Source organism: Vibrio sagamiensis NBRC 104589, from assembly GCF_007990935.1.
GTDB lineage: Bacteria > Pseudomonadota > Gammaproteobacteria > Enterobacterales > Vibrionaceae > Vibrio > Vibrio sagamiensis.
Map to the genome: position 1 here is coordinate 17,495 of NZ_BJXJ01000033.1, position 22,425 is coordinate 39,919.

Genomic DNA, 22,425 nt, shown 5'->3' on the forward strand with positions numbered 1-22,425 from the left:
TGGGCAATGATACTTTGGAAATCAAGGCTATTTCTATAGATTGATATCAGTGTTTCGGTGAACAATTTGCCTAAATGTAAGCAATGTGTCTGTTGGATAAGTCATATCTGGAAAACCTATGGGTATGTTATTGCATCTCTAATGGTTTTACTAAATAGCTTGCTCATTTTTGAAGCGGTTTTTGGTAATAACAAACCTTTCGACGTTATCTATCTTGTCAATAATATTTCGACAGTTGACTTCGAAGCTGTAAAAAATCTGCCTTGGTTTTTATTGGGTGTTTTTCAGTTACTCAATTGTATTGGTTTGTTCTTTAAAGCCCGAGTTGCTTGGGGAATGAGTTGTATCTTGCTGGTGGTCTATTTGGTGTTTACAGCCCAATACTTCCCCAGTTTACATATCAATTTTTACCTAGGCTTAGCGACTTTAGCGTTTATGGTCATATTCCGTAAAAGCTTTCACCACAGCAGTGCTACCGCAGGCAGCATTGTAGCCTTTATCAGTATTATTATTCTGATCATTTATTCGACCTATGGCAGTTTATATTTTGGTGAAGGTTTTAAACCTAAAATCAACACGATGACCACCGCATTTTATTTCTCTCTAGTGACAATGACTACGGTGGGTTACGGCGACATTCTACCTGTTAGTGATTCTGCTCGACTGTTTTGTATTTCGATGATTACGGCGGGTATTGCGGTGTTTGCTACAGCACTGAGTAACGTTTTTGGGCCATTGATTAACAAAAGCTTTGGGCGTTTAATTGAAGGAGATAAAAAAACAGTGGAACGAAAAGATCACTTTATTATTTGTGGAACCTCTGCCATGGCAATGAACACCGTCCTTCGTTTAAGAGAGCGGGGTTTACCAATTACGATTATTACTATCCGTCCTAATGATGAATTTCAGCAGATTGAGCAGAGTTTGGAAGGAAAATATGACATTATTTCGGGTGATAGCTGTGATACATCAGTGCTCAAAAAGGCAGGGCTTGAAAATTGTAAGGCGATACTCGCTTTAACAGATGCGGATGCGGATAATGCGTTTATTGTTTTGTCTGCGAAAGAAATTAACGCCAAGGCAAAAACGGTTGTGATCGTTAATGACAGCAAAAACATGAACAAGATAAAAAGAGTACAGCCAGATGTCTTACTCTCACCACAGTTACTTGGTAGTGAAGTGCTAGCTCGGCTACTTAATGGAGAGAGTATGGATAATAACGATCTGATTTCGATGTTCCTTGATTCTGGTAAGTCTTGAGTATTGGAGCGCGAGCTTGCTCAGTACAGGGGCATTTTTTGCTTCGGTGGATGTTTCACTGTAGAGAGTATTTTGATTTAAAAGGGAGTGTTACCTTGAAGGAAAGATGGGTGAGCACATTGATTTTGCTTCACCCAATAATATGGCGCCCTCAGTAGGATTCGAACCTACGACCTGTCCCTTAGGAGGGGACTGCGCTATCCAGCTGTGCCATGAGGGCGGGGACCCGGTAAGATGACTCGATACCCAAGTGACCTTAACATGCTTAATTTAAAGCATATTGAGAATATATCGCTATAATATAAAAATAATCAAATGATACAATAGCTTAATGAATTTTTTTTATGATCTTGTTCATGACATCACCAATTTGAACGCTTGAAGCAAGGTTGGGTTGGTCGATGGTTAATTCTGCTTCATTTTCATATAAGCGAGAAACGGTCAAAGAGATGTCACTTTGTGAAACTTTATTACGCGGTAGACCATTTTGATCAATGAAAGATGCTGTGTGCCATAATTGCAATTTATCCCCTTCCTTGACATTGTGAATACGACCAAGGTTCATAGTAACCGTATTTCCAAAGACAGCAACGACCTCTGGTAGGGTGACTTTACAGGAAAGTTCTGACTCGAGGTCCAACATAATATTACGGCTTACACGCAGTAGCATTTCTCCATAGGTTGAAGCCCAAAAGCGCGCACTACGTGTATCGACTTGGCTGGTTTTGACAAATGGCCAGCTAGCGACTTCACGGTAATTTTTGTTGAAAATTTCATGGCCGGTTTTTCCGTCATAGACATTCATTTCAAGTGCAAATTGTCGGTTTATTACGTCTTCTTTTATCAGCTTTACATCTATGGTAGCAGTTAAATCAGTAATACTGCCTCCGATAATGTATTGAGCGTTGTTATCTTGCGCAATCATAGTTGTTCGCTCTGGGTATCGTTTGTTTAGTGAATAATCGGTCATTCCTACTGAAACAAAACTGCGAGAAGTCTCGCCTATTTGGCGATTTAGTACGCGACTAAAATCATCACCAAGCTTATAAATTTGTCCCATAACAGCTTGCTGAGGGGAGACAATATTGATATTACCGACCAACATGGTTTTTTTGTATTGATTGGTGTGGCAACCTGTTGCCGATGGATAGATATCAACGCGGACCTTGACGATCATTTTGCCGCTACGTTTACGCTGTGAGTCCACCACAATATAGCGCACCTCATGATCGGAAAACTGATATTCTTTGCGTTTGGTTTCTAGAAAAGGCATTAGGCTACTGATGCTGCCAATGTCCGCGCCTGAGAAATTTACAGCTTTGAATAAAGCATCTTCCAATGCATGTAGCCTTGCTGTCTCATCTGAAGCAACTATTGTTGCTTCACCTTTAACTTCATACCAAGATGCCATAGCTTTTAAAGGCAATATGAATATAAAAACGCTTGATATTAGTGTAAAAAATACATTTTTCATCATCTGTAACCATTTGGGTATAAATATTGCTTTAACAATACCAATAAAGTTTGGTGAGCTTTTGCCTATTGTGTCGATAATAAGCAATAGCAAGGACTGTTCCAAGATGACATAACCCATACAATCTTGTTGAAAGTACTACACCTCTGATTATCTGGAGAATCAAACCGTGAAAAGATGGCTTGTTGCTGTATCGATGATAACGCTATTATCGGCGTGTGCCTACTCACCTATTTATAATGGTAAAGAACCTTATGCAGGCAGTGAGTTTATGTTAATGGATAGCCCGCGACATACGATGGATTTTTTTATTGAAAGCATGACTGAAGAATTAATGGTTTCGAATGTGGCAGTCTCATCACGAACACCGATTGCGATTACGTCTTTTGTTGATTTACAAAACTTTGATGCTACAAATTGGCTCGGTAACTCCGTTTCAGAGGGTTTTATCCATCAGTTTCAGCGTCGTGGCTTCAAAGTGGTTGATTTTAAAACAACGGGCTCCATTCAAGTCACGCAGCAAGGTGATTTTGCATTAAGCCGTGATTGGCAGGCATTGGCCAAAGAGCAAGAAATTCAATACGTATTGACCGGTACTATGTTACGCCAAGAAGGGGGCGTCCTGATCAATGCAAGGATTGTTGGTATGCAAAGTCGTATCGTTGTGGCAACGGCGCAAGGCTTTTTACCAGCGGATCGTATTGGCCGTGATATAGATACGTTAAATAGCATTCGTACCCAAGATGGCGTACTTATTCGTTCTGATCCAACGATTCGTCAACCTTATACTGTCATCCTTCGTCCCTAGGAAATAAGCATGAAGAAATTATTATTTTGTATCGCAACGTTCATTTTAGTCGGCTGTCAGCCTTTACAGCAAATGCGTCAAGATGAAATTCTGGTTGCTGTTGGTTATGCCAGTGTCAGTGAGCAAACAGGGCGTACTTTAGAGGACAAACGTGTAAGAGCGATGCGTGCTTCTAAAATTGATGCTTATCGAGAGCTTGCTGAACAAGTGTATGGTATGCGTATCAGTGGACGTGCAGAACTTGAAGATCAGCGCTTGGGTGTCGAAAGTACTCGAGGTGAGGTTGATGGTGTCATTCGCGGTGCAGAAGTGGTGCGCAGCTATTTGGTTGAAGATAGCTATGTGACCGAGCTTCGCTTAGATATCCGTAAAATGGATAAGCTACGTGATTATGGTGAGGTTCAGCAAGTACCTGAAAAGCGCCAGCAAACGATGTTCTAACTTTACCTAAGCTATTTATCTAAACCAATTCACGCAAAGACATTTGATTTAAGAACACTTGATTCATTATTTTTACTTAATCGTGTTTGCCGAATAACAAGGATTCTTAATAGAACGACTGGTTGATAATAATCAGTCGATTTTTTGTTTTCACCTTTGCCTAATTTCTCTCTATATCTTCTACTTCTCCCCTTTAATTTATGTTCTCTTACCTTATCTGTCGTTACAGCATTTGAGCTTCTGCTCGTTTTAGATGAAAAAGTACTCTGAGGTTACTTGGGTATGAAAATACAAGGTTGATGAGTGTTTTTTTGGATACGGAAAGGGGAGGTACTAGGCTTTAAAATTTGTCCCTAACGTAGATATTGTATGGGTTTTTCCGCCGGCGTTGTAGGTCATGCCGATCTTTCCATGAGTGTGTTGTAGCATATTGTTCAGCTTATTAAAACTAGATTGAGCACGATTAAGTGACTCTCCATTAACTGTATTGATGTTTTTGCAATCTAGAATGATTGATTGAATTTGTGTGACAAGCTGGCTTAAATATTCATCATCAGTGAGCTGATTGAGGTGCGGATGAGAGGCGATACGTTGATCAGTATTTCCAAGTTGCTCAATAATTCGCATTTTCTCCTTTGCGATGTTCTCTATCTCGGTAGAGGTACGTGCACTGATCGCCTGTGTTTCTTGACGCAGTACAGCAGAAAGTGCTTTCGCATTTTCGAATTGGAAATTCACAAGATCAATGAGAGCGGCCATAGATTATATTAGCTCAGTGTGTTTTTGCTTTGAAATTCATTTTCAAACTTGATCATATTGTCAGCCAGCTTTTCTGGGTCAACTTTGTATGAGCCGTTTGCAATGGCTGCTTTAATCGCGGTGACTTTCGCTTGATCAAAAGCAGAGGCTGTCGACATATCTTGCTGAAGTTTACTTACCGCTTTACCTTGTTGACTCAAAGATACGGAATCTTGTTGAACATACGATGTTTTTGGCTCGTTTGTGTCACTCGCTCTTGGCTCACTACGTGTAGGAGTACGACTGTTTGTCGTCATGGCTTGTCCTGAACGTATATTGTCTATTCCTGCCATATTATTACCTTAAATTGAATATTGTAATCCTAGTATCAAGGCTATCGACCGCTCAAAAAATAACTTTAGTGTTTTTTTTGTCTATTTAACTTCTATTGGCTGGTGGTCAAAATTAGCGTTGCACCTTTAAAATGTGATGGTTATTTCTGCTATACCTGTCACAGTTCCTTCTATTATACGTTGTGATTTGTCATTTTTCACTCTTACTTGCTCGCCACTTGAGCCGTCTTGAAGTGCTGTGCCTTGTGTAGTGATGGTCATACTGCCTTTTGTAGCCCTAATGGTCACTTTTTCATTACGGCAAACGACACAGACATCATTACGCTCAACGACATCCCCTAAACGCACATTTCGTTTTAGTTTCGCTCCTATCACTTGGGTATCCGTGCTGAAGCCATCTTTGCGGAATCGTTGCAGTTCAATCATGGAAATCACGACATCAGAGGACTGAATAATATCTCCTCTTGCTAATGGACGCGTTGCGACGATCATGGGGACAGAAGCTGATATCCGAACGGGTACGTAGACTTTCCAATTATCTGCTGGACATTCTACAAGCACATTGATATTACTTCGAGTGCTGCTTGTCGATGATGCTGATGTGATAAGCCCTTCAAGGCAATCAGTTGCTTTAATTCGTGAATCAATTTTGGCAGCACGGACTGATAAGCTGCCACCAAGAGGTTGCTCAACCGTATTCAGAATGTGTTGCTCAGCGGCAGTTTTTATCTCATTGAGTTGATTTTCTGAGGCAGAGTAAACAAAAGAGCTAAATAAAGCGATAAAAATGCCGATAATACTGACAGGCTTTGTGAAAACCTGTCGACTCTTATTTATGGGATACAGTGTAAAGTCAAAGTAATCAAGCGCCATGTTTTTTCCTTGGTGTTATGCCTGCCTATCCTAGGGTATCATTTAAAAGTAAAATGTTTGAGATGGAGATGACGATAATGACAGGGATCCTTGATTCGGTTAACCAGCGTACGCAACTTGTTGGGCAAAATCGATTGGAGCTACTCACTTTTCGACTAATGGGGCGACAGCGCTACGGCATTAATGTGTTTAAAGTAAAAGAAGTATTGCAATGCCCAAAGTTAACTAGGATGCCTAATTTGCACCCACTAGTAAAAGGGGTCGCTCATATTCGTGGTCATACCGTCTCTGTCATAGATCTAAGTCTTGCAATTGGTGGACGATCAACGACGGATCTCGACAAGTGTTTTGTTGTCATTGCTGAATTTAATCGATCCATTCAGGCGTTTTTGGTTTCTTCGGTAGAAAGGATCATCAACATGCACTGGGAAGCAATCTTACCTCCACCTGAAGGGGCTGGTAAAGCGCATTATCTTACAGCAGTGACCAATATTGATGATGAGATGGTTGAAATTTTAGATGTTGAAAAGATTCTGGCTGAGATTGCTCCTGTCGATGAAACAATGGATAAGAGTATCGCACAAGATATCGCAATCGCAGAATTAGAACAGCCGATTGTTCGCCGTATTCTCATTGCCGATGATTCGACAGTAGCACGAAGACAAATAGAACGAGCCATTACCTCGCTTGGCTTCGAAGTCATTTCGGTTAAAGATGGTAAAGAGGCTTACAGTAAGCTGCTTGAAATGGCCGAAACCGGCAGTATTTATGATCAAATCTCTTTGGTGATATCAGATATCGAAATGCCAGAGATGGATGGCTATACCTTAACTGCAGAAATACGTAGAAATGCCGCTTTAAAAGATCTCTATGTTATCCTCCACTCTTCATTGAGTGGCGTATTTAACCAAGCAATGGTTGAGCGTGTTGGTGCAAACAGTTTTATTGCTAAATTTAGTCCGGATGAATTGGGTACGGCAGTGAAACTGGCTCTGACACCATAGAAACTTAGGCTCATTATTTGCTGTGCTATAACGCCTGTATTAACATGCGCCTGTATTAGTATTGCATGTTTATTGGTGTTGCTTTCAGTAATAGATACAGTGCATGGAACTTATAGCAACTAGCAAAACTTAGCACCCAGAAAACACAGTGCTTAGAAATAACATTAACATTATAAAGAGACGTAAATGACTGCTATTACCATTAGTGATCAAGAATACCGCGAATTTAGTCGTTTTTTAGAGTCACAATGTGGCATCGTATTGGGCGATAGTAAGCAATATTTGGTACGCAGCAGATTGAGCCCTCTGGTGCACAAATTTGGTCTTTCGTCGTTATCTGAACTATTAAGAGAGGCAGTGACTGGACGTAATCGTGAGTTAAGAATTGCTTCTGTCGATGCGATGACAACTAACGAAACATTATGGTTTCGAGATACTTACCCATTTACGGTGTTAGTCGACAAACTATTGCCTGAAATAGCAGCCTATAAACGCCCAATAAAAATTTGGTCAGCGGCAAGTTCATCAGGACAAGAGCCTTATTCAATTGCAATGAGTATCTTGGAAACCCAGCAGCGTAAACCGGGTCTATTGCCTAATGTGTCGATTACTGCAACGGATATTTCAACGACCATGTTAGACATGTGTCGTGCTGGTGTTTACGATAACTTAGCGTTAGGTCGTGGTCTTTCACCTGAGCGTCGACGTATGTTTTTTGAAGATTCTGGTGATAAGCGTATGAAAGTAAGAGATAACGTTAAACGTCTCGTTAATTTTCGGCCACAGAACTTAATGGACAGTTATGCTCTTATTGGTAAGTTTGACATTATCTTTTGTCGCAATGTTCTGATTTATTTTTCTCCTGAGATGAAGTCAAAGGTGCTGAATCAAATGGCAAATAGCTTAAATCCTGGAGGATATTTGTTACTAGGGGCATCTGAGTCTTTAACTGGATTGACTGACCGCTTTGAAATGGTGCGTTGTAATCCCGGTATTATCTATAAGCTTAAGTAAGAAAAGCCCTCAACCATAAAACTAATGAATTAACAACTTCTTTATAAGTACTTCGACGTTATACATCTTTAATTAGAGAGGTCGGCGCAGATGATTCAATATCGCAATGTGACGACCTGCTAACCTTTCTATAGCAAGATTTGTTTTATTTTTGACCGACGAGCTTTTTATTCAGTTCAATGAATGAAGAGCCAGCCAACTCATATTTATTTGGCTCTTATTCTTTCCTAAAATATACAAAAATTGGCCTATATATTGCTAAGATGTGATAAATAGTTTGAACAAAAAACAACATTCTATATTTTTGGCATATTAATTGCTTTTTAGTTGGTTATGATAAATGGTCAGTTCTGAACGTAGAGGCACATATGGCTATATCTTTTGATAATTCACTAGGTATTCACCAGTACACGGTGGGAGTACGTGAGCGTAATGCGGAAGTGATTTCAACTAACATTGCGCAAGCAAATACACCTGGTTATAAGTCGAGAGGTTTAGACTTTGCAAAGGAATTACAAACGGCAACATCTGGGGCAAGCATTGGTCTTAGTCGTACAGATGGTCGGCATATTTCTGCCACTGCAACATTAACTGGGGACAAGCTTTATCGACTTCCCACACAGCCAGATACCGGTGATGGTAATACAGTTGATTTGGATTTAGAGCGTAACTTGTTTATGCAAAACCAAATTAGGCATCAAGCATCACTCGATTTTTTAGGCAGCAAGTTCAAGAATCTAACCAAAGCAATCAAAGGGGAGTAATTTAGATGAGCTTATTTAATGTTTTCAATGTGACAGGTTCTGCAATGAGCGCTGAATCGGTTCGTCTAAATACTACCTCAAGTAACTTAGCCAATGCTGATAGTGTTAGTAGCTCTGCTAAAGACACTTATAAAGCTCGCCATGCTGTCTTTGGTGCGGAGCTTAGTAATGCTATGCGTCGTGGTGGAGAGACAGTTCCGGTAAAAGTACTCGGCATTGTCGAAAGTGATAAACCGCTGAATGCGGAATATAACCCAGATCATCCACTTGCTAATGACGAAGGTTATATTTACAAGCCTAACGTTAATGTAATGGAAGAAATGGCTAATATGATATCAGCAACTCGTGCCTATCAAACTAACGTACAGGTTGCCGATTCAAGTAAACAAATGCTGCTGCGTACACTGCAGATGGGTCAATAAGGATTAGGAGGTAGCGTATGGCTGGAATCAACAATGTTGGTCAAAGCGGCTTGTCCTACATTGATCAGCTTAAAAGCCTGCAAGAGAACAAAAAAACGGAAGAGAGCACAGGTAAGCAAGATCTTAAACAAGAAGATTTTCTTTCTTTGCTCACGAAGCAACTTTCTCAGCAAGACCCTTTTAAGCCGGTCAGTAATGATCAAATGATCGCTCAGATGGCATCATTTGCAACCGTAGATGGCATTGGAAAAATGAACTCTCAATTTGAGAACCTCAATTCTTCAATGACATCAAACCAAGCATTGCAGGCTTCTTCTTTAGTCGGTCGAGATGTTTTGGTGCCAGGAGCTGCTGGAGTTAAGCAAGACAATGCTGAGATGGCAGCGATGGTCAAGCTGCTTCAGCCGATTGATGATTTACTGGTACGAATTGAAAACCAAGCTGGTCAATTAATTCGTACTTTTGACGTTGGAGCAAAGCCTGCTGGTGATAGCCGTGTGCTTTGGGACGGTAAAGATGATAACGGTAATTCTATGCCAGCAGGCAAGTACAATGTTAAAGCATCCGGCTTGGTAAATGGTGAATCACAAGAGTTCCCTGTTTCTACTTATGCCAATGTGAACAGCGTTCTACTCGGCAAAGGTGACGGAAACGTATTACTTAATTTGGCGGGGTTTGAATCGCCAGTACGACTTGCTGAAGTATTGGAAGTCGGTAAAGCATAACCAATAGCAAGTTTGGAGACTTTTTAAATGACATATGTAGCTTTAAGCGGCTTGTCCTCCGCTCAACTGGATTTAAACACGACAAGTAACAATATTGCGAACGCCAATACGTACGGCTTTAAAGAGTCTCGCGCGGAATTTGCCGATGTGTACTCAAATTCTTTATTTACTAATGCCAAAACAACCCCAGGTGGCGGTGCTCAAGCCAGTCAAGTTGCACAGCAGTTCCATGAAGGTTCAAGTATTTATACGAATAACCCAATGGATCTTCGTGTGTCTGGCACTGGTTTTTTTGCTGTTGCGAAGGATCGTTTGACTCCTCAGCAAAATGAAATGACACGTAATGGTGCGTTTCATTTAAACAAAGAAAACTACATGGTGACTGCGAACGACGAGTTTTTACTTGGTTATCAAGTGAACCCTGAAACGGGCGATGTTTCTTCTTATGAGGCGCAGCCTATTAATATTCCTGCTGAGTTTGGTAAGCCTAAGCAAAGTGCTAATATTGAGATCGGAGTAAACTTACCGGCTAATGGAGACTTGAAAGATCCGACACAGTTTAATTTTTCTGATCCAGATACTTATAATCGTTCTACATCCTCTACGATTTATGATTCTATGGGACAGTCGTATAAGTTATCGACTTACTACTTAAAAGATCAGAATCAACCAAACACTTGGCATACTTATTACACAGTATCGGATAAAGAAGGTGAAAAACCACTGAATATTGCCAATGGTGATGTATCGACTCCTTCAGGGCATATTGGCCACACCATGAAGTTCAATAATGATGGTACATTGGCGAGTCTAAACAACGGCCAACCGATCACATCGGTTCCACTCGGTGATCCTGCAACTAACCCAAATCCGATTAACCTTAACGGTGCGGATACAATGCAGACGTTGAACGTTAACTTAAACTCATCAACGCAGTTTGCTGCTCCGTTTGAGCTAACAAAATTTGATGAAGATGGTGCGACAACTGGGTTTTTGACCAAAGTGGACTTTGACGAAAATGGTAGTGTTCTTGGTACGTATTCCAATGGAGAAAACGTGACACTTGGTCGTGTTGCATTAGTTCGTGTTGCTAATGAACAAGGTTTGGATAAAAAAGGTGGAACCCAATGGGATTCGACTCAATTCTCCGGAGATAAAATTTGGGGTGAATCCAATAAAGGCTCATTTGGAACCATTGATAACGGCATGCTAGAGCAGTCTAATATCGATATGACACAAGAGCTGGTCGACTTGATTTCTGCGCAACGTAACTTCCAAGCTAACTCACGAGCTTTAGAAGTGCATAATCAGTTACAACAAAATATTCTACAGATTCGTTAATCGTCTTGAATCAAGTATCTTGAAACCACTTAGGTCCATTATCTAAGTGGTTTTATCTTTTCGCAGCTTCGTGGTTAAATCCGTTTTACACAGCCTACTTTGCACAAGCCAGTTTTGCGATGGCATCCATTGCCGTTGTGCTTGCCGTATTTGCCGTTTTAGCTTTCAATGCTTGCCTCTATATGCGGTGTTTTCTTCTTTTCCTACTCTAATTGTTAACCAAAACAAAGTAACCAACTGTTATTAATGGTTTTTATTTTTGGCATTATTTTTGCTTTTATTCTGAAGTACAGAGAACTTTTGGAGTAATTTATGGATCGTGCACTGTTTCTTGCCATGAGTGGCGCTAAGCAAAATATGCAAGCCTTGCAGCTACGTGCCAACAACTTAGCCAACGTGAGTACCACGGGCTTTAGAGCTGATCTCGCTCAAGCACGCTCAATGCAAGCTTATGGCGACGGTTTGCCATCTCGTGTGTTCAGTATGACAGAACGCCCGGGACATAATTTTGCTCAAGGCAGTGTGATTACGACTGGCCGTGACCTCGATATTACCATTGAAGGCAGCGGTTGGATTGCTGTGATGGATCAAACTGGTAAAGAAGGTTTGACGCGCAATGGTAACTTGAAAGTAGACCAAAATGGTTTGCTGACCAATGCGAGTGGTCATGCCATCTTGGGGGAAAATGATGCCCCTATTACTTTACCTATTCCTGTCTCTAAAATTGAAATTGGCCGCGATGGTACTCTCTCTGTACTACCTCAAGGTGCTCCGGCAGAAGATTTAGAAGTTGTTGACCGTATTAAGTTGGTCAGAACGAGTGACCATGCCATTTTTAAAGATACGAATGGTTTATTTCGCCATAAAATACCAAACCAGCCCTACGAAGCTGATGCTGCGATTCGTATTCAAACCGGGGTAGTTGAAGGCAGTAACGTCAACGCAGTCGGTGAAATGACCGCACTCATTGATTTGCAGCGTCAGTTTGAAATGCAAGTGAAAATGATGAGCACCGCAGAAGAAATGGACAAGTCCGCAGATTCACTGCTTCGTATGAGTTAATAGAGTTAGAGGTTTACATGCATCCAGCACTATGGGTAAGTAAAACAGGTCTTGATGCCCAGCAGACCAATATTGCAACGATTTCAAATAACTTAGCAAATGCTTCCACGGTAGGCTACAAGAAAAGTCGTGCCGTATTTGAAGACTTGTTCTATCAAAATATTAATCAACCTGGTGGTCAATCGTCGCAAAATACTGAGTTACCCAGTGGTTTAATGCTTGGATCTGGTTCCAAAGTGGTCGCCACTCAAAAAATGCACACTCACGGTAATGCGCAAACCACATCAAATGCTTTAGATATGATGGTTGAAGGTGACGGTTTTTTCCAAGTAACGTTGCCTGACGGTAATATCGGCTACACCCGTAATGGCCAATTTACCCTTAATGGAGAGGGCATGCTTGTGACGTCGGGTTCTGGATATGCAGTTGAACCGGAAATTGTTATACCTGACGATGCAATTTCTATAACTGTTGGTACAGATGGTGAAGTGTCAGTAAGAGTTCGCGGTCAGCAAAATAACCAAGTAGTAGGGCAATTAACAATCACTGACTTTGTTAATCCAGGAGGTCTTGAGCCCATTGGACAAAACCTTTATTTACCTACTGGAGCCAGCGGTGATCCGCAAGAGGGCGTTCCTGGGTTAGATGGTTTGGGAGAGATTCGTCAATCCATGTTGGAAGCGTCTAATGTGAACGTCACAGAAGAGCTTGTGAATATGATTGAAGCGCAGCGTGTATACGAGATGAATTCAAAAGTAATTTCGGCAGTCGACAAAATGATGAGTTTTGTGAATCAACAGCTTTAATTGTAGTTATAGGGAAATAAGAATAATGATTCAACGCTTGAGTTTCATGATATTAGCGGCTGCCTTGTCGGGTTGCTCTATGATAGGTGACAAAGGTAACGGTGATACAGAGCAAGCAACGACATCCATTGATGCTGTTGAAGGTGATAAGTCACAAGTAGGCAGTAGCTCCATCACGGATATGTTTCGTGGTCGAAAGGATCCGGTTGTGGATGATCCTGCATGGGCTCCCATTCATCCGAGTCAAAAAACTGAACACTATGCAGCAGAAACTGGCTCATTATTCAGCACTGAACACATATCTGACTTGTATGATGACTCTAAGCCACGTGGGGTTGGAGATATTATTACGGTTACTTTAGATGAAACCACCAGTGCAACGAAAAGTGCCAATGCGGATCTGTCTAAAAGTAATGATTCTACCATGGAGCCTCTTGCAGTCGGTGGCCAAGAGATGAAGCTTGGAAAGTACAACTTTTCTTATGATTTAAATAGCAAGAATACATTTGCAGGTGATTCTTCTGCTAAACAAAGTAACAGTATTAGTGGTTATATCTCGGTTGAAGTTGTTGAAGTACTTGCTAATGGAAACTTAGTGATTCGTGGCGAGAAATGGATGACTTTAAACACTGGAGATGAATATATTCGCCTCAGTGGCACGATCCGACCAGATGACATCAGTTTCGATAATACCATTGCTTCGAACCGAGTTTCTAATGCTAGAATTCAATACTCGGGAACTGGAATGACTCAAGATACTCAGCAGCCTGGATTCTTGGCACGATTCTTCAATGTAGCTCTCTAAGCACCTTGAAATATTGGGAAATTGACGTTGAGAGATACCGCCAAGATGAAAAAAACCTTCTTATTACTGATCAGTATTACTCTACTTGCAACAACAGTCCAAGCAGCACGAATTAAAGACGTTGCACAAGTTGCGGGCGTTCGTAGTAACCAACTTGTCGGTTATGGTTTAGTGTCGGGCTTACCGGGTACGGGGGAGTCGAATCCGTTTACTGAGCAAAGCTTTGCGGCAATGCTACAAAACTTCGGCATCCAAATGCCGCCTGGTACTAAGCCAAAGATTAAAAATGTTGCCGCAGTTATGGTGACGGCGGAGTTGCCTGCTTTTGCTAAGCAAGGGCAACAAATTGACGTTAATGTCTCTTCCATTGGCAGTGCAAAAAGCCTACGTGGTGGTACTTTACTGCAAACCTTTCTTAAAGGTTTAGATGGTCAGGTTTATGCGGTTGCTCAAGGTAACCTCGTGGTCAGTGGTTTCAGTGCTGAGGGAGCGGATGGTTCTAAGCTGGTGGGTAACAACCCAACCGTTGGTTTAATCTCAAGTGGCGCTACTGTCGAGCGCGAAATTCCTAACCCTTTCGGTCGTGGTGACTTCATTACCTTTAACTTGCTTGATTCTGATTTTACCACAGCACAACGCATGGCAGATGCAGTGAATAACTTCCTTGGCCCACAAATGGCCAGTGCGGTGGATGCCACATCGGTTCGTGTCCGTGCTCCACGTGATGTCAGCCAGCGAGTCGCGTTTCTATCAGCAATCGAAAATCTTGAGTTTGATCCTGCTGATGGCGCAGCAAAAATTATTGTTAACTCTCGTACAGGGACAATTGTGGTCGGCAAGCATGTGCGTTTGAAACCCGCAGCAGTCACTCACGGTGGTATGACAGTGGCGATCAAAGAAAAACTTAATGTTAGTCAACCTAATAGCTTCTCAGGCGGTCAAACCGTGGTGGTGCCAGACTCTGATATCGAAGTCAATGAAGAAAATGGCAAGATGTTTAAATTTGAACCTGGCACAACACTGGATGATCTGGTGCGCGCGGTCAATGAAGTCGGCGCGGCTCCCTCGGATCTGATGGCGATTTTGCAAGCCTTAAAACAGGCGGGTGCAATTGAAGGTCAATTGATCATCATTTGATCGCTGGGGGAAGATATGATTAATAATTCAAATGACGTCGGTTTTATTCACGACATCAGCTCACTTGATACACTACGTCAAAAAGCGCTTCATGAAGGCAAAGAAGGTGAGCAAAAGGCATTACATGCGGCAGCCAAACAGTTTGAATCTATCTTTACTTCGATGATGCTAAAATCGATGCGTGAGGCAAATGAAGGTTTTGAGTCTAACTTTTTAAATAGCCAAAACGAAAAGTTTTATCGCCAAATGCTGGATGAGCAAATGGTCAGTCAACTCAGTTCATCGGGCTCGATGGGTCTTGCCGATATGATTGTCGCGCAATTAACCGTTGGTCAGGAGCAAGGTAAAGACCAATCAGAAGTGGCCATCAGAGAGGCTGCGAACAATGCGGCAGACTATCGCCGTATTGATCCTGTTAAGGCGCGTGAAATTGAACAACGTCTCATCGAATCCGGACAGTTAAGGCGCTCAAATGAACCATCGATTGCCGATGACGTGGCCAACGCATCTAACATGCCGGCAGCAATAGGTAAGTCGGCAACATTTGATACACCAGAATCCTTTGTCGCTTCTTTAAAACCTTACGCGACTCGTGCGGCAAAAGCATTGGGCGTGGAACCCTCGTTACTGCTTGCTCAAGCAGCTTTAGAAACAGGCTGGGGGCAAAAAGTAGTTAAAAACGCTCGTGGCAGCACGAATAACCTGTTTAATATCAAAGCAGACAGAAGTTGGCAGGGAGATAGGATCTCTACTCAAACTCTTGAGTTCTATGATCATATACCGGTGAAAGAAACAGCAGCATTTCGTGCATATTCAAGTTATCAAGATAGCTTTAACGATTATGTTCAGTTCTTGAGTAATAATCCTCGTTATCAAACTGCGCTACAAAATCACAATAATTCAGAATCTTTTATTCGTGGTATTCACAGGGCAGGATACGCGACTGACCCAAGTTATGCTGATAAAGTTCTACAAGTAAAGAATAAAATCGAAAATATGTAATATCGATTAGAGAAGCCTTTCACTGTTTGGTTAATTTGCTGCTTTAATTTCTCATCTCTTATTTTAGTTGAAGGTTTGTAACTCAAGCCTTTTGTTTATTCTTTTGTATTTTATCGCATTCTTTAATTTGTAATTTAAGCGATGAATTACAAATCAAACACTTGGCATTATAATTGCTAGTTAATTTTTGGTTATTCGACTTGGCTCGATATTTTTTGTTTGCTTGGAGGCATTTATGGCATCAGATCTCTTGAATGTAGGAGCACAAAGTGTGCTTACTGCTCAGAGACAGTTGAATACAACTGGTCATAACATTTCTAATGCGAATACTGAGGGTTATAGCCGTCAGTCTGTCATCCAAGGAACCAATGATCCACGTCAATTTGGCGGTTCGACCTACGGCATGGGCGTGCATGTGGAAAATGTTCGCCGCTCTTGGGATCAATTTGCCGTTAAAGAACTCAATCTGTCGACAACGAATTATGCAAATAAGCTCGATGATGAGAAGAACCTTGATTTACTCTCAAACATGCTTGCGTCGATCTCTTCGAAAAAAATTCCAGAAAACATGAACGAATGGTTTGATGCCGTTAAAACGATGGCCGATACGCCCAATGATATGGGGGCGCGTCAAGTGGTATTGGAAAAGTCTAAAGTGCTGGCTGATACCCTCAATGGCTTCCATGAAACCGTTCGTCAGCAAGCTGATGAGACCAATAAAGCGCTTGATATGGGAATAGGGCGAGTCAACCAACTGGCTGTTGAAATTCGTGATATTCACCGTTTAATGATGCGTACGCCTGGTCCGCATAACGATTTGATGGACAAGCATGAAAAGTTAATCAAAGAGCTTTCCGAGTACACAAAAGTCACAGTAACGCCTCGCAAAAATGCCGAGGGGTTCAATGTGCATATCGGTAACGGACATACTTTGGTATCCGGTACTGAAGCCAGCCAATTAAAGATGATTGATGGCTTTCCAGATGTGCATCAACGTCGTCTTGCCATGGTGGAAGGTGGCGGTATTAAAGCCATTAAATCCGATGATATTAATGGCAAGATCGGCGCATTACTTAAAATGCGTGATGAACATATCCCGCAGATTATGGATGAACTCGGTCGTGTATCCGTTGGCTTTTCAGAACAAGTAAATCACCTACAAACACAAGGCTTAGATCATAACGGTGCGGTTGGTAAGGCCTTATTTACCGATATTAATACTGAGCGACTGGCAACATCGCGTGTTGTTGCAGGGCCGCGATCTAATGTCGATATGGCGGCCTATATCGAGGATATCAGTACGCTAAAGGGCGGTGAATATGCCGTTCGCTACGAATCAGATGGCTACCACGTGACCAAGCCAAATGGCGAAAGCGTAAAATTGAATACTGATGCTAACAACACCTTTTATTTGGATGGTATGCGCATCGAAGTGCGCAACCCACCAACGGTTGGAGAGCAAATTTTACTGCGCCCGACTCGAAGCAGCGCCGCGCAAATTCGATTGGAAACCACCGACCCGAAAGCCATAGCGGCACAAAGTTATGAAGCGTCCACCACTTCCGCGCAGGGTAAAGCCAAGTTTGAGATTCTTGCAGCCGGTGATTTACGTGAGTTTGAAGTTGTCGTGTCACCAGCAGGGGATCAATTCGCGGTCACAGACACCAAAGGCAACATTTTGGTTGCTCCGCAGTTTTATCCACCTTCTGGCCCTGTGTCCGTTACATTACCAGTAGGTCATCCTGACTATCAAAGTGGCGCAGCTACCGTTTTTGAACTTGGCTCAGGAGCGTTCGCCAACGATAAATTTACTGCGAACTTAGTGCCGTCTGAAGGCGGAAACGGTAACCTGCGTAAAATGCAAAATATCCAGACGGAAAAGACCATGAATGGTAAAGAATCGACGGTGATGAGCTTGTATTTTAATCTAAACACCAACGTCGGTTTAAAGACTTCTACAGCAGCACGGCAAGCTGACGTCGCCCAATTAGAAAATGAGTCTGCCCATGAACGTGTGGCGTCTATTTCAGGAGTAAATCTGGATGAAGAAGCGGCGAATATGATGAAGTTTCAGCAAGCGTATATGGCCTCTTCACGGGTGATGCAAGCGGCTAATGACACCTTCAATACTATTTTGCAGTTGCGATAAAGGGGATCAAGATGCTTACTCGTATTGCCAGTTTCCACCATTATCAATCTGTACAGAATGATTTGCGCCGCCAAGAAAATCAAATTCATCATAACCAAGAGCAATTGGCGTCCGGGAAGCAATTGACCAAACCGAGTGACGACCCTTTAGCGACGCACTACTTACAGAGTATTGGTCAGCAAGAAGAACAATTGAATGAGTACCTTGATGCCATCGTACTCGTTCGTAACCGTATTGAGAATCAAGAGGTCGTGACTTCAGATGCTGAAGAACTGATTGATGAATCGAAGCGGATCACCATGGAAATGATCAATGGCGCTTTTTCACCACAAGATCGAGCGGCCAAAAAACGTGAGCTGCAAGAAGTGGCGAACAATTTGTTTTCTCTGGTCAACAGTCAGGATGAGTCCGGCAACTATGTTTTCGCCGGGACTAAACCAAAGAGCCAACCGTTTTTTCAAGACTACGATGGCTCAGTGGTTTATCGAGGTGATGACTATCAGCGTAAAATGAAAATCTCGAGCAATATTGAAATGGCAATCAATACTCCGGGTAATCATTTATTTACTATTATCCCGAATCCTCTTGGTGATTTTGAGCCACAATATCAGCTTCAAGATGGCTCTGAATTATTGCTAGAGCGAGCCACGACCAGCGTTGACAATAATGATGTGTTTAAAGTTACCTTTGTGGACATGAACAACGGTACATTTGCTTATCAATTGGAAAAGAATGGCAGTGTGGTTAAGGTGGATGACTATTCGCCAGTGAATGGTATTCAGTATGAGGATGTCGACATTCAACTGAAAGGTAAAGTGACAGCAGGGGACAGCATCACCCTTGAACCTCGAAAGACATTCAGCATCTTTGATTCTTTGAAAGAGGCTATGACCTGGTCTGAAGGATCGGTTTCTGATGCCTCTGCAACAGCAAAACTGCACCAGATGACCGAAGAGTTCGAAGCGGCGTTTATTCATATGAACAAAGCTCGCACCGATATCGGTGCTAAGCTCAGCACGCTTGATCTTCAAGAGCAAAATCATCAAGACTTTAATCTGTCTTTGACCAAAGCAAAAAGTAATTTTGAAGATTTGGATTATTCGAAAGCCGTGATTGAATTCAGCGAGAACTCACGTGCGCTTCAAGCTTCACAACAGGCATTTGGTAAGACTAAAGATTTGACGTTGTTTAATTATCTTTAGATGGATAGCTATGTGATAGGCGACCCAAGAAAGTTTATTAACATACATGGCCTTGGGGATTTTAATCAATGTTGGTTATTTCAGTTATGTGCTATGCCTTAAATGAGATGAACCAATATACGTTTCAGATAGGCAGGATTAAATAGTAGCAAAACCGAGCTTGAGGTTAAGTTAAAATACGGCATGTTTTTACCGTTGGCGGCAAGATGCATCATTGCACGTTCAGGAAACAGCACGATAGTGCTTTAAAAAGATAGAGTGAGTATTTTTTGTTTTCAATAACGTGGGATTAGCTAATTTTTATTCCTTTTTGTTGGATGTGTAAGTTGGCACATAATTTGTATTGATATCCACATATTTTGATTGAAATACGCTCAGACTTGCCGCTTGGCAATGAGGGTAAATATTTACGGTCAGTGCTTTTCCAAATGAGTAAAGCTGGCCGCTTCGCGAACCAAAGCGAACTCAACAGGAGAGCAAAATGGCTGTAACAGTAAATACCAACGTTGCTGCGATGACTTCGCAGCGTTACCTAAACAAAGCATCAAATGAGCTGAATACCTCGATGGAGCGTTTGTCATCAGGTAGCAAGATCAACAGTGCAAAAGACGATGCGGCGGGTTTACAAATCTCGAACCGTCTTACTGCCCAATCTCGCGGTCTGGATGTTGCGATGCGTAACGCAAATGATGGTATTTCGATTGCCCAAACCGCTGAGGGTGCAATGGATGAAGCGACGGCAGTGATGCAACGTATGCGTGATTTGGCGATTCAATCGTCAAACGGCAGTAACACCGATGCAGAACGCCAAGCGATCAATGAAGAGTCAACTGCGCTGATTGATGAAATCAACCGAATTGCGGAGACGACGTCATTTGGTGGTCGACGCCTTCTTAACGGTTCATTTGGTGATGCGGCTTTCCAAATAGGTGCAAGCTCTGGTGAAGCGATGATCATGGCCTTGACCAGTATCCGTGCTGATGAAGAACGCATGGGTGGCACAACACTGACGGCCAACAACAGCAAAGACATCAACTGGCAAGTACCATCTGCCAGTACAGATCTTAAAATTACGCTGCCAGGCATGGATCAAGATGCAAGTGGTAACCCTATCGATCTTGATATTAGCATTTCAGCTAAAGCGGGTGATGATATTGAAGAGCTGGCGACTTACATCAATGGTCAATCCGATCTTATTAATGCTTCTGTGAGTGAAGACGGTAAGTTACAGATCTTTGTCGCACACCCTAATGTTCAAGGGGCAATGTCAGTATCTGGTAGTCTTGCAACCGAGCTAGATTTAGCTGGCCCTGGTACGCCAACGGTAGTTCAAGACATTGATATGACGACAGTACAAGGCTCTCAGAATGCGATTTCTATCCTAGATTCTGCTTTACAATATGTGGATTCACAGCGGGCGGATTTAGGCGCGAAGCAAAACCGTTTAAATCATAGCATCAACAACTTGGCTAACATCCAAGAAAACGTAGATGCATCAAACAGTCGAATTAAAGATACGGACTTTGCGAAGGAAACAACGCAGATGACCAAATCTCAAATTTTGCAACAGGCAGGGACTTCGATTCTTGCTCAAGCAAAACAGTTGCCGAACTCTGCAATGCAATTATTGCAGTAGTGACGAAGCTGATACTCAATGCATTCAGACGTGAGTGCGAGTATTGGTTTTTGGCAAAGCAACATTACATATAATAAAGATGTCAGGCTCTCTCATCTCTCACCTGCCGAGCATTTTTTAATGTAACGTTGCACCCGGTATGCCGGATATGTGTTCATTTCTCTTGATCTCACATTGGCTCTGGCGTCCAACCTAGCCCCAGTTCTCTCAAAGGAAAAGGGGCTTTTTCTTACCTATTTTTCAGTATTAACGATCTACAAGTCAAAGGCTCGGGTTAATAACTCGAGCCCTTAACATAGGTAACCCCATACAAACGTAAAACTGATGCTCGACTCCCAATAGCCACGGCTCACGGTGACTTTTTTATAGCTGCTCCCAAACCACCGAAACCACGAGTGCCACAGATGGTTTCTATCTCATTTTTGCACAACTCCCTTTCAGGAGAGAGTAACCTATTGATAGTATATGAGTTCGAGTTATAAAAGTCCCTTATACAGAGTAATAAATGAACCTAAAATATCCGAAAACTGATTTAGACTTTAATCCGACTCCATCGTACTTTATTGGTGTATTTTAAATTTATGATCAGGAAGAGACGCTCGGCGAATATTTAAATCAATTTGATCCCAATGATTCAGAACAGCTTGGCTTTGTACTCGAAGAACTGTTTTTTTCGGTAAAAACATGCCCTGAATTTACAGTAGATCATAAGCATTTTCTGATGAGAGTACTGGCAAATGCTTTGAAGGATGCAGACCATGATTTCTCAGCCTAGCTCTCGATTAAATTGCGTGATGCTGTGGTATGGAATTGAATGTAGGATGAGGAAAAAATAAATGATATTTCATTACAGAGATGGAATATACAGCTTAGCAAGAATAACAGGGCCTACTTATAACTTATTATGCATTAAGTTAGCGAGTGAAAATGTGGGTAAGGTGGCAGTAACGGCATTAAGTGAAGAACCACCTATAAACATAACGTTAGACGAAGTGCATAGACAAGTGACGGAGGGAATTAAATATATCAATGCAAATCGTCAATCAGGTTTTTATGTTTCTGAAGTACAGTATGTTCCATCTAACACATTTTCCCCTACTGTTTATCGCAACCTGATCATAGAAATAGCGAAACGTATAGAAAAAATAGCGTTGAGTGACTCTAGCCAAAGTCATATAACGTAAGAGTTATATAACGTAAATTAATATGGCGAAAAGTAATATAGCGAAAAAGTAATATAGCGGATATTTCTGTCACCGATATTAATATCGAGCGGTATGAGTCTGTTTATGTGATGGATTCTTTTGATTTTTCAATGTAAACCAAATTTTCTTTCGACCGTTATTTTTCATAATAACTCCTCGAGAACGACACCACTTTGGCCATTCGATATTCTTTGCAGTAAGTGA

22 protein-coding genes and 1 tRNA gene are annotated in these 22,425 nt (G+C 41.8%); 18 read left to right on the plus strand and 5 right to left on the minus strand.

The window, feature by feature from the left end; all coding sequences use genetic code 11:
• Nucleotides 1–66 precede the first annotated feature (66 nt).
• A complete protein-coding gene (gene kch / locus VSA01S_RS14785) occupies nt 67–1,260 on the plus strand; it encodes a voltage-gated potassium channel protein (protein WP_039981950.1) in 1,194 nt (397 codons plus the stop codon).
• A 143-nt stretch (nt 1,261–1,403) separates the two neighbouring features.
• On the opposite strand, the gene VSA01S_RS14790 is transcribed toward kch, so the two are convergent.
• A tRNA-Arg gene (locus VSA01S_RS14790) sits at nt 1,404–1,480 on the minus strand.
• A gap of 108 nt (nt 1,481–1,588) precedes the next feature.
• On the minus strand, nt 1,589–2,734 hold the full coding sequence (locus VSA01S_RS14795) for a flagellar assembly protein FlgT (protein WP_039981970.1): 1,146 nt from the start codon (nt 2,732–2,734) through the stop codon (nt 1,589–1,591).
• A gap of 169 nt (nt 2,735–2,903) precedes the next feature.
• Between VSA01S_RS14795 and VSA01S_RS14800 the strand changes: the two genes are divergently transcribed.
• A complete protein-coding gene (locus tag VSA01S_RS14800; protein ID WP_039981951.1) occupies nt 2,904–3,542 on the plus strand; it encodes a FlgO family outer membrane protein in 639 nt (212 codons plus the stop codon).
• Between the two features lie 9 nt (nt 3,543–3,551).
• Complete coding sequence (gene flgP, locus VSA01S_RS14805; protein ID WP_039981952.1) at nt 3,552–3,983, plus strand: flagellar assembly lipoprotein FlgP; 432 nt, start codon at nt 3,552–3,554, stop codon at nt 3,981–3,983.
• 333 nt (nt 3,984–4,316) lie between these two features.
• On the opposite strand, the gene VSA01S_RS14810 is transcribed toward flgP, so the two are convergent.
• From VSA01S_RS14810 to flgA, 3 genes are all read right to left on the minus strand, one after another.
• Complete coding sequence (locus tag VSA01S_RS14810) at nt 4,317–4,742, minus strand: flagella synthesis protein FlgN (protein WP_039981953.1); 426 nt, start codon at nt 4,740–4,742, stop codon at nt 4,317–4,319.
• An 8-nt stretch (nt 4,743–4,750) separates the two neighbouring features.
• Entirely contained in the window at nt 4,751–5,074 is a 324-nt protein-coding gene (gene flgM / locus VSA01S_RS14815) for a flagellar biosynthesis anti-sigma factor FlgM (protein WP_039981954.1), read from the minus strand.
• 126 nt (nt 5,075–5,200) lie between these two features.
• Nucleotides 5,201–5,947 carry a flagellar basal body P-ring formation chaperone FlgA gene (gene flgA, locus VSA01S_RS14820; protein WP_039981955.1) on the minus strand — a complete coding sequence of 249 codons (747 nt, stop codon included), beginning with the start codon at nt 5,945–5,947 and terminating at the stop codon, nt 5,201–5,203.
• A gap of 77 nt (nt 5,948–6,024) precedes the next feature.
• Here flgA and VSA01S_RS14825 point away from each other — a divergent pair, with 77 nt between their 5' ends.
• From VSA01S_RS14825 to VSA01S_RS14895, 15 genes are all read left to right on the plus strand, one after another.
• Nucleotides 6,025–6,951 carry a chemotaxis protein CheV gene (locus VSA01S_RS14825; RefSeq protein WP_039981956.1) on the plus strand — a complete coding sequence of 309 codons (927 nt, stop codon included), beginning with the start codon at nt 6,025–6,027 and terminating at the stop codon, nt 6,949–6,951.
• A 186-nt stretch (nt 6,952–7,137) separates the two neighbouring features.
• On the plus strand, nt 7,138–7,965 hold the full coding sequence (locus VSA01S_RS14830; protein ID WP_039981957.1) for a CheR family methyltransferase: 828 nt from the start codon (nt 7,138–7,140) through the stop codon (nt 7,963–7,965).
• 368 nt (nt 7,966–8,333) lie between these two features.
• Complete coding sequence (gene flgB, locus VSA01S_RS14835; protein ID WP_039981958.1) at nt 8,334–8,729, plus strand: flagellar basal body rod protein FlgB; 396 nt, start codon at nt 8,334–8,336, stop codon at nt 8,727–8,729.
• Between the two features lie 5 nt (nt 8,730–8,734).
• Nucleotides 8,735–9,151, plus strand: coding sequence for a flagellar basal body rod protein FlgC (flgC, locus tag VSA01S_RS14840; protein WP_021711108.1), 417 nt, complete (start codon nt 8,735–8,737; stop codon nt 9,149–9,151).
• A 17-nt stretch (nt 9,152–9,168) separates the two neighbouring features.
• Entirely contained in the window at nt 9,169–9,876 is a 708-nt protein-coding gene (gene flgD, locus VSA01S_RS14845; protein WP_039981959.1) for a flagellar hook assembly protein FlgD, read from the plus strand.
• Nucleotides 9,877–9,903: 27 nt separating this feature from the next.
• Complete coding sequence (flgE, locus tag VSA01S_RS14850) at nt 9,904–11,217, plus strand: flagellar hook protein FlgE (RefSeq protein WP_039981960.1); 1,314 nt, start codon at nt 9,904–9,906, stop codon at nt 11,215–11,217.
• A 312-nt stretch (nt 11,218–11,529) separates the two neighbouring features.
• Nucleotides 11,530–12,279, plus strand: coding sequence for a flagellar basal body rod protein FlgF (locus VSA01S_RS14855; RefSeq protein WP_039981961.1), 750 nt, complete (start codon nt 11,530–11,532; stop codon nt 12,277–12,279).
• 17 nt (nt 12,280–12,296) lie between these two features.
• Nucleotides 12,297–13,085, plus strand: coding sequence for a flagellar basal-body rod protein FlgG (flgG, locus tag VSA01S_RS14860; RefSeq protein WP_039981962.1), 789 nt, complete (start codon nt 12,297–12,299; stop codon nt 13,083–13,085).
• Between the two features lie 25 nt (nt 13,086–13,110).
• On the plus strand, nt 13,111–13,890 hold the full coding sequence (gene flgH / locus VSA01S_RS14865) for a flagellar basal body L-ring protein FlgH (protein ID WP_371860803.1): 780 nt from the start codon (nt 13,111–13,113) through the stop codon (nt 13,888–13,890).
• Between the two features lie 45 nt (nt 13,891–13,935).
• Nucleotides 13,936–15,027, plus strand: a complete 1,092-nt coding sequence (locus VSA01S_RS14870) for a flagellar basal body P-ring protein FlgI (protein WP_039981963.1) — start codon at nt 13,936–13,938, stop codon at nt 15,025–15,027.
• A 15-nt stretch (nt 15,028–15,042) separates the two neighbouring features.
• Nucleotides 15,043–16,029 (plus strand): flagellar assembly peptidoglycan hydrolase FlgJ, encoded by a 987-nt coding sequence (gene flgJ, locus VSA01S_RS14875; RefSeq protein WP_039981964.1) that lies wholly within the window; start codon nt 15,043–15,045, stop codon nt 16,027–16,029.
• Between the two features lie 235 nt (nt 16,030–16,264).
• Nucleotides 16,265–18,178, plus strand: coding sequence for a flagellar hook-associated protein FlgK (gene flgK, locus VSA01S_RS14880; RefSeq protein WP_039981965.1), 1,914 nt, complete (start codon nt 16,265–16,267; stop codon nt 18,176–18,178).
• An 11-nt stretch (nt 18,179–18,189) separates the two neighbouring features.
• Nucleotides 18,190–19,380, plus strand: a complete 1,191-nt coding sequence (gene flgL / locus VSA01S_RS14885) for a flagellar hook-associated protein FlgL (RefSeq protein WP_039981966.1) — start codon at nt 18,190–18,192, stop codon at nt 19,378–19,380.
• Between the two features lie 481 nt (nt 19,381–19,861).
• The gene (locus tag VSA01S_RS14890; RefSeq protein ID WP_039981967.1) at nt 19,862–21,016 is read left to right on the plus strand and encodes a flagellin; all 1,155 of its coding nucleotides are present in this window, start codon (nt 19,862–19,864) and stop codon (nt 21,014–21,016) included.
• An 836-nt stretch (nt 21,017–21,852) separates the two neighbouring features.
• Entirely contained in the window at nt 21,853–22,200 is a 348-nt protein-coding gene (locus VSA01S_RS14895; RefSeq protein ID WP_039981968.1) for a hypothetical protein, read from the plus strand.
• Nucleotides 22,201–22,425: the final 225 nt, after the last annotated feature.

Bases quoted from the DNA above. Each gene is read 5' to 3' on its own strand.
- VSA01S_RS14890 (WP_039981967.1), top strand. From the start codon at position 19,862: ATGGCTGTAACAGTAAATACCAACGTTGCTGCGATGACTTCGCAGCGT.
- VSA01S_RS14825 (WP_039981956.1), top strand. From the start codon at position 6,025: ATGACAGGGATCCTTGATTCGGTTAACCAGCGTACGCAACTTGTTGGG.
- VSA01S_RS14870 (WP_039981963.1), top strand. From the start codon at position 13,936: ATGAAAAAAACCTTCTTATTACTGATCAGTATTACTCTACTTGCAACA.
- VSA01S_RS14895 (WP_039981968.1), top strand. From the start codon at position 21,853: ATGATATTTCATTACAGAGATGGAATATACAGCTTAGCAAGAATAACA.
- VSA01S_RS14855 (WP_039981961.1), top strand. From the start codon at position 11,530: ATGGATCGTGCACTGTTTCTTGCCATGAGTGGCGCTAAGCAAAATATG.
- VSA01S_RS14830 (WP_039981957.1), top strand. From the start codon at position 7,138: ATGACTGCTATTACCATTAGTGATCAAGAATACCGCGAATTTAGTCGT.
- flgL (WP_039981966.1), top strand. From the start codon at position 18,190: ATGCTTACTCGTATTGCCAGTTTCCACCATTATCAATCTGTACAGAAT.
- flgM (WP_039981954.1), bottom strand. From the start codon at position 5,074: ATGGCAGGAATAGACAATATACGTTCAGGACAAGCCATGACGACAAAC.
- VSA01S_RS14810 (WP_039981953.1), bottom strand. From the start codon at position 4,742: ATGGCCGCTCTCATTGATCTTGTGAATTTCCAATTCGAAAATGCGAAA.
- flgJ (WP_039981964.1), top strand. From the start codon at position 15,043: ATGATTAATAATTCAAATGACGTCGGTTTTATTCACGACATCAGCTCA.
- flgC (WP_021711108.1), top strand. From the start codon at position 8,735: ATGAGCTTATTTAATGTTTTCAATGTGACAGGTTCTGCAATGAGCGCT.
- flgD (WP_039981959.1), top strand. From the start codon at position 9,169: ATGGCTGGAATCAACAATGTTGGTCAAAGCGGCTTGTCCTACATTGAT.
- flgK (WP_039981965.1), top strand. From the start codon at position 16,265: ATGGCATCAGATCTCTTGAATGTAGGAGCACAAAGTGTGCTTACTGCT.
- flgP (WP_039981952.1), top strand. From the start codon at position 3,552: ATGAAGAAATTATTATTTTGTATCGCAACGTTCATTTTAGTCGGCTGT.
- flgB (WP_039981958.1), top strand. From the start codon at position 8,334: ATGGCTATATCTTTTGATAATTCACTAGGTATTCACCAGTACACGGTG.
- flgG (WP_039981962.1), top strand. From the start codon at position 12,297: ATGCATCCAGCACTATGGGTAAGTAAAACAGGTCTTGATGCCCAGCAG.
- flgH (WP_371860803.1), top strand. From the start codon at position 13,111: ATGATTCAACGCTTGAGTTTCATGATATTAGCGGCTGCCTTGTCGGGT.
- flgA (WP_039981955.1), bottom strand. From the start codon at position 5,947: ATGGCGCTTGATTACTTTGACTTTACACTGTATCCCATAAATAAGAGT.
- flgE (WP_039981960.1), top strand. From the start codon at position 9,904: ATGACATATGTAGCTTTAAGCGGCTTGTCCTCCGCTCAACTGGATTTA.
- VSA01S_RS14795 (WP_039981970.1), bottom strand. From the start codon at position 2,734: ATGAAAAATGTATTTTTTACACTAATATCAAGCGTTTTTATATTCATA.